General features: G+C 61.5%; 2 protein-coding genes and 2 pseudogenes. All 4 read left to right on the forward strand.

All coding sequences use genetic code 11. From position 1 onward, the window contains the following. Positions 1-121: 121 nt before the first annotated feature. Positions 122-2794, forward strand: a pseudogene (locus BST28156_RS09590) (type VI secretion system Vgr family protein); the annotation flags it as partial. Positions 2795-2814: 20 nt separating this feature from the next. Beyond that, the gene (locus tag BST28156_RS09595) at positions 2815-4083 is read left to right on the forward strand and encodes a hypothetical protein (protein WP_174902069.1); all 1269 of its coding nucleotides are present in this window, start codon (positions 2815-2817) and stop codon (positions 4081-4083) included. Beyond that, positions 4080-4718 carry a hypothetical protein gene (locus BST28156_RS09600; protein WP_174902070.1) on the forward strand — a complete coding sequence of 213 codons (639 nt, stop codon included), beginning with the start codon at positions 4080-4082 and terminating at the stop codon, positions 4716-4718. Before BST28156_RS09595 ends, BST28156_RS09600 begins: the two co-directional genes overlap by 4 nt. Before the next feature lie 37 nt (positions 4719-4755). Beyond that, positions 4756-6432 (forward strand): annotated as a pseudogene (locus BST28156_RS09605) (type VI secretion system Vgr family protein); the annotation flags it as partial. Positions 6433-6508: the final 76 nt, after the last annotated feature.

The raw sequence follows: 6508 nt of genomic DNA on the forward strand, positions 1-6508 counted from the left end.
TACGAGGCAATTCAGTAGTGGGATACCGCCGCTCCCCCCGCCGTCTACGGAACGAACCGATATTCGGAGCCGTGGCGCGGAGCAAGATACCCATGGGACTTAAGCAGAACCGGATATTGTCATGAACCTAACCGCCGCATTGATGGGATACGACCAGACGACTCGTCACATCCAGATCGATACCGCCATGCCGGGCAAGTTTGCGGTCGAACGCTTCCATGGGCGAGAGGGAGTCAACGAATCGTTCCGGTTCGAGATCGACCTGCTGTCGAGCGAGCCGTTTCTCGACCTTGCGCCGCTGATTGGCAGCGCGGCCCGGCTGCGATTGGCGACCGGCGCCGGCCAGCGGTGCTGGAACGGCTATGTGACATACGCTGCATACGCAGACAGCGACGGTGGAATCACACGCTACCGGCTGACGCTGGAGTCATGGCTTGCCTTCCTGCATTTGCGCCGGAATTGCCTGTACTTCGTGGATCTCGACACGGAGGGCATTTGCGAGCGTGTATTCGGCGACTATCCCGAAGCGCGTCGTCGCTATGACCTCACAGACGCGCTGCGGACGTTCAAACTGCGCGGACAATATCGGGAGACGGATCACGAATTCACGCTGCGGTTATTGTCGGAAGCCGGTCTGTCGTTCCGTTTCGAGCACGCGCAGGATGCGGGGAAAGCGCCCAGCGGTGATCACACGCTCGTCGTGTTCGATGCGCACGCCACGCTGCCTTCGGGCGGGATCGTTCCTTACAATCTGCAGGACGTCGGCGATCCGGACGGCGTGATGACTTATTTCACCGAGCGTCATCAGATGGTTCCGGATCGGGTCGTGGTATCGAGCTGGAAAGCGGATCAACTCGTGGCCGTTTCCGGTCGTGCGCACAGTCAGGCCGACCCGGACACTCCGATCCTGCCGGCTCGCGAGATATACGACGGCCAGTGCGCGGGCCGGTTCGACGGTTCGGCTCAGGCAGAGCAATATGCGGGGCAGCGTCTCGACGCCCTTCGGCTCCCCAGGCGGCTTCATCGTGGCGCTGGCTCGATTCGAACGCTCGAAGCCGGCAGCGTATACACCTTGGACGGTTACCTGGACGAAGCGATCCGGTTCGTTCCACTCTGCATCGACCATGAGGCCGTCAACAATCTCGGTGCGGAGATCGCGCAGTTGCTCGGCCAGGGGCAACTGGAAAACGGGCTGTATCGCAACAGCTTCATTGGCATTCCTCCCGATACAGCGATCGTGCCCGATACTCGGGCCCGACCGATCGTGCCTGGCGTGCAAACGGCGATCGTGGTCGGAGAGCCGGGCAGTTCGGTGAGCAGCACGCGCGATCATCAGGTTCGCGTGCAGTTTCCCTGGATGCGAGGGGAGTCGCCGCTGCCCGGCGGATTGACGGATACTGCGAGCCGTTCGAATCCTGCCGGACATGCACCGGGCGATCATCGGTCCGGCGTGCTGGCGCGCGTTGCCGAGCAGACGGCGGGGCCGAATTTCGGGCACAGCTTCACGCCGCGCGTGGGCGCTGAAGTCGTGATCGGTTTTGATTCGGGAAATATCGACATGCCGGTCGTCCTGGGTCAAGTCTATGGAGGACGCGTACAGCCGCCGTTCGCGGCCGGCGAGGGCAGCAATGCGAATCACGCCGGCACGCTGTCCGGTGTGCAGACCCGCACGCTGGATGGACAGCCTGGCACGCGGTGGGTGATGGACGACGCGGCGGGACAATTGCGCCACGAAGTCGGCAACGCCGTTGCGAATAGTGTGTTGGCGCAGGGCTACCTGATTGCGCAGGACGGGGCGTCGCGCGGTATGTACCGCGGTGAAGGATTCGAACTTGCCACCGCCGGCTGGAATGTCGTGCGAGCAGGCAAAGGTGTTCTGCTGTCGAGCACGGCTCGCCCCGAAGCGACCTCGACGCAAATGGACGTGGCCGAGAGCGTGGGACAACTGAAACAGGCGGCCCTGACTGCGCGGCAGCTCGATGGAGCTGCCATTGACGCAAAGGCCGAAGGTCTCGGCGCGAACGGTGCGCAGGCTGATCTTCTCAGAGCGATCGACCCGCAGCAGGACGGAAAGTATACGGGCCCGGTCAACGGGCAAGCATCGACCAAGGCGAGTGGAACGGAGCGCAACGGCAGTGACCCTGTCGAGCGCTTCGCAGTGCCGGCGATCGTGATGGAGTCTCCGGAAAACGTGGCGCTGGTGACGCCAAAGACAGCTGTCTCGTATGCTGCCGAGCACGTGCATCTGACGGCGCAGGGCGACGCGCATTACTCGGCAGGGGCGACGATTGCCGGCGTATCGGGCGAGTCGCTGAGCCTGTATGGCTCGCAGGGAGGCGTGAAGATAATCGCGAATCACGGGCCGGTGAGCGTCGAGGCGCATACCGGCGCAATGGAGGTCCTGGCGGACCAGTCAGTGCGAGTCACGTCGACGGAAGGCCGCGTCGATGTATTGGCGAAAGACGCGATCGTCATCCAGCAAGGGCCGAGCCGTATTACGCTGAAGGGCGGCGATATCACGATCGAGACGCCGGGACAGTTTGCCGTCAAGGCCGGATCGCATCCGTTTCCGGGTCCGCTGGCTGCCGCGCCTTCGCTACCCGGGCTGCCGGATTCCCGTGCGCCGATGTTCGACGAGGGGTTCGTGCTCAAGGACGAGCAGACCGGTGAGCCGATCGCCGGGCGTGCATACCGCATCATCCGCGCGAACGGGGCGGTTGAACATGGTGTAACCGACTCAACCGGACACACCCACCTGGTGACCTCGGCTGACGCCGAGCCGCTGTCCATCGAGATCGATCGCTGAGAGCACGCATGTCGGATATCCCCGTTAAATCGTCGTCTGCAACGAGTCCGATCTCGCGCACGAAGCGCAAGACGGTATTGATCCCTGGGCGCGTGATAGAGGCGCAGTTGCTGGAGATCAGTTGGCGGGGCGGGGTAACCGTTACGCGCAAGCAATCCGCCGTCGCCGCACCTCACTGGAGGAACGATGCGAATTTCGTCGAGATCGAGCAGCCGGATGAGTTTTGCTATGCAGCCGGCTCGCAGCGTCCTGCCGCGTATCTCGTCAAGTCCAAGGCCGGCGCGAACAACAGGGTCGACATCAAATTGCGCGTCACGAAGACAAAACCGGATGCGCCCGCCACAATGAAACTGAAGGGGACGTTGGGGGGGCTGACGATCGAGGGAGATTGTCCCACTGCACTTGGCGAGCATCAGATCACCGCGACAGTCATGAATTTGCCGGACACGCTTGCCTGCTATTGCGGTGATGCATCGTGGAAACTGAATGATGCCGCGACCGGTATCAGTGCCGCCGTGACGCCCGCGACGCGGCTCGAAGTGTACGTGTTACTCGATCGGCCGGGTACGCCATTCGGTTCCGGTGTGTGGGCGGAAGCGCTGCGCTTTCTCTTCAAGCGAGCGTCGGTTGCTGGCATGTCGACAAGCAAGGCTGCCATCGCGAAAGTCACAGACTACTGTCACCACGGCCACGGGTTGCATTACGACACGATTTCCGGCGCACCCCATTTCGGCGGGGCCGTAGCGATGTCTGGCGGCCTGTTCGAGTTGACGAAATACATGCAGAAGCGTGCGGTGAAGCCGGCCGGAGGCGCCGCGTCGGGCGGCGCCGCTGACGATGGACGAACCGTGAACTGCTACGATCAGGCGTCGGCCGTGTTCAGTCTTGCGGCAGCGCTGGGCGTTAAGCCGGGAATCTATTTTCAGAACCCGTTTGGATATATCAATTCGACCAATCTCGTCGGAATCGGCTCTTGCAACAACCCGTTCTTTTCGTCGAACGGGTCGACGCCGGTCATCGCCGGCGATTCTCCGTCGCGAACCAGCTTCGGTAATCACGCTTTTGCGCATCTGGCCCACAAGGTCGAAGACGCATGTGCCGGGCCCCATCACGACGAAGCGTTGCGCGCGTACCTTACCGCCTCGATCGATACGGTTCAATCGAGCCGCGAAATCAGCCGGGAATACAAAATCCAGCCGCCCCTGGCGCCTGATGAATACATCGGACAGCTCCTGATGACGACAAAAGAATTTCCAGGTGTAGGAGCGGTGAAGTGAAAGAGTGCGTCATCGGGTTGTTGTTATGTTCCATTTTTGCCGCCGCGTGCCATGCGCAGGCGCCGGTATCGAGAAACGCCATGAATCCGGATGAAAGAGCCGCAGCCATTCAGAGAGCCTTCAACCCGACCGCTCGTGTCGATGAATACAAGTCGCGCATCGATTTCGACCGTAAGTTTGCAACCGACGATGGCCGGAAGATCGTCGCATTCGATTGGGACAGGCTCGCGACGCAGCACGTTGCCGGTTTCACTGCGCTGAAGGTCGAGAACCACGAGCAGCACCTCAATGAAACCGGACCGCTCAAAGATATCCGGGAGTACGTTTTCAACGGTCAGTACAACGGCGCTCGCGTGTCGATCACGGTTGCACAGGCCAAGGATCGCTTCAGGGCGGCAGACTATTTTTTCAACGAGACGACTTCGCCGTCGACCGCGCGCGTGCCGTTCGAGACGGATTCTGATCCTCTCGGAACCGTGTCGGTCCAGAGCACCGTCGCCGGCCCGGGAAGAGGTTTCGTATGGATCTACAAGAACCTGTGCTTCGTCGTGTCGGGCGCACCGGCCGACGCGGTCCGCGACCTGAGTCGACGCCTGCAGGCGCTGGCGGAGACCCATACGGTCAATTCGATGTGATGGTGGGCGATCGCTCGCGATAATAAACGGTAAAACCATGTCTATCGATACAGGCGCACTGAATTTGCTGCTTCGGGGCTGGTCGCAGCACAGCCGCTTTCTGTGGATGCACACCACATTCGGCGCGGATGCCTTGATCGCGGAGAGCCTGCGTGGCTGGGAAGCGGTCGGCAGTGGCGGATTTCGTTTCGAACTGACGGCATTGTCGGAGAATGCCCGCCTTGCAATCGGCAAGCTGATCGGCAGTCCGATTCTGATTGAGTGGCAGGCCGCAGAAGGGCGTGATACGCGGCGTCCGATCCACGGACACGTCGTTGCCGCGGAACTGATCGGCAGTAACGGCGGCCTCGCTCGTTTTCGTTTCACGATCGAACCGTGGTGTGCGCTGCTCCGTCAGCGAGTCGACAGCTACAATTATCAGCACGCCAGTGTGATCGATATCAGCGAGCAGATCTTCGGCTACTACGCGCGAGGCTCGATTGCACCCTCGTGGCGATGGGCGTTGACCGATCAATCGAAGTATCGAAAACGAAGCCTGACTGCCCAGGCCGGCGAATCGGATTTCGATTTCCTGCAACGCTTGTGGGCGGAAGAAGGCATCTTTTACTGGTTCGAACACGAGGGCGAGGCAAACTCCTCGAACTTCGGCCAGCACACTTTGGTGTTGGCAGACTCGAATCAGCAATTCAAGCCGGACGACCCTGTTGTAATCGGATTCCATCAGAAGAGCGACGGGGATCCGGCAGGGAATATCCAGGAGTTCATGGCTGCGCGCCGGTGGCGCATCGGGCAGGTGACACGCGCGAGCTGGGATTATCGCACCTTGTCCACGAGGCCGTCGGAGGCGACGGTGAAAGGGGCGGTCATGCCAGGTATCGATCGCGATGTCGCGGGCCCCTACGCATATCAGACTGCTGCGATCGGCGACTATCGGGCCCAGCAGCAACTGGATGCACAACGTGTGGCCGCGTCGCGCAGCGAAGGGCGCGGTATGCGCCGCGACATGAGGCCGGGCCTGCGGTTCGCAATGCGCGACCATCCGGCGGTGAAAAACTCGCAAGCCTTCGTTTGTCTGCGTGTGGAGCATGAAGTGCGGGCGAACGTGGACGCGGATGTTCACGGCGCAATCGAGCGCAGGCTCGGCAAGATTCCGCCTGCGGACGAAGTCGATGCGTTCGCCGTCGTCGAAGGATTGTCGCAGAACGGCCTGCCCGATACCGATGCATATCCCGGCGATGCATTGTTGCGGAATGACACCGGGCGCGTGTACGGAAATGCGTTTGTGGCGTTGCCGGCCGAACAGTCCTACCGGCCGCAATCGGATGGTCTGCACGGTGTGCGTTCGCATCCTGAAGCCGTCATGCAAGGGGCGCAGACGGCAATTGTCGTCGGCTCCAACGCGCCGATTCATACCGACCGCGACCACCGAGTTCGTATTCAGCATCATGCACAGCGCGGTGGAAATGCAGCCAGCCGCGAAGAACATCCTCGCGAATCCAATGCGCCCGGTGATCATGGCGCAGGCACCTGGACGCGGATGATGACTCCGATCGGCGGCGACAACTGGGGAGGTGTCGCCGTTCCGCGAGTGGGTCAGGAGGTGTGGGTCGACTGGCTGGAGGGGCAACCTGACCGTCCGGTGGCGGTGGCGTCCCTGTATAACGGGCTCGGCAATGACAATGCGCAGCACAATGCGCGGGCCGGGGGACCTAGCAGGCTGTTGAAATTCGGAACGGTGTAAACGGGCCCTGAGGGTGGTGCGTTAGAGATATCGTGTTCATGATCTTGGG

Origin of the sequence: Burkholderia pseudomultivorans, assembly GCF_902499075.1 — a bacterium.
Taxonomy (GTDB): domain Bacteria; phylum Pseudomonadota; class Gammaproteobacteria; order Burkholderiales; family Burkholderiaceae; genus Burkholderia; species Burkholderia pseudomultivorans.